This window comes from Photorhabdus namnaonensis, from assembly GCF_001684335.1.
GTDB classification, from domain to species: domain Bacteria; phylum Pseudomonadota; class Gammaproteobacteria; order Enterobacterales; family Enterobacteriaceae; genus Photorhabdus; species Photorhabdus namnaonensis.
The window spans coordinates 1-1,064 of record NZ_LOIC01000090.1 but is presented as its reverse complement, the minus strand read 5'-3'; the positions used below and the strand labels follow the sequence as shown (position 1 = coordinate 1,064).

The window sequence follows — 1,064 nt, the reverse complement described above, 5'->3', positions numbered from 1 at the left end:
AAAGCAATATTATTGAACCCGCCAGTGTTGTTGCTGCCGGTAATCTTGTCGCTGATTTTAAAGATAATATTAATATTCGCACACCACTACCCTATGACATCAATGAAATGTCCCAAATCACTGTTGCAGGCGGCTATGATACGTTATCTGCTAAAAATATTGTCTTAAACTCAGGAAAAATTAACAACAATAATATTATTAAAGCTAATAACGACATCACTATTTTGGCAACTGACGCTGTTACATTAAACACCGGGGAAGTTATTTCGGGTGGCGATGTATCGATGATCGCCGCTAATAATATTGATGTATTGCAGAGTAAAATCAAGGGAAAAAACATTACTGTTATTAGCCGTAATGCTGATTTGAAATTGCAAAGCAATGAGACTGTCGGATATTTCAACCATGATGGTAATAGAATAATCAGCCGCATTGAGGCAACAGGTGATTTATTGCTAAACGCAGGTAAGAATATTATTTTTCGGGATATATTTTTAACTAAAAGTGATAATATTACTTTAACGGCAAACAATGATATTACCATTGATAATAACAATGCGGTGCTATTATCACATAAACGAATTGGCAGTATTATCTCTTTCATTAAAGAGCAAGAACTTTTTAATAATATGTTATCTAAAGTGGGTAAACTGGATGCAAAAAGTTCTATTGTGATTAATGCCGGTGGAAATTTATCGGCTAAGAGTATTCGTTTCTCCGCAGAAAAAGACATCAATTTAACTTCTGCAAAAAGTATTGATCTGGCTCCCCGTGAATTATCTCCTTCACTGAGTAAATTATTCCCTTCATCACGTTCTGGAGAATTAAGCAGCCAATTAACCGCAGGAAATAATATCAGTGTCATCAGCGGTACAGATATTAACGGAAAGGCGGTTCAGATACAGGCAAACGGTAACGCATTATTATCTTCTGGAAGGAATATCACACTCCTGCCCCTGCTTTACTCTGCTATTGCTTACAATGACGATGACAGACCTGAGCATTATGATGAACATAAAGATGACAGAAATTATGGCGCACAAATCCGTGGTACTAAAAAGCTG

1 protein-coding gene is annotated in these 1,064 nt (G+C 36.3%); it reads left to right on the top strand.

Features of this window, described 5'->3' with window-relative positions; translation table 11 throughout:
• Nucleotides 1–1,064: hemagglutinin repeat-containing protein (locus Phpb_RS20725; RefSeq protein ID WP_205634817.1), on the top strand; the 1,064-nt coding region annotated here is incomplete at both ends.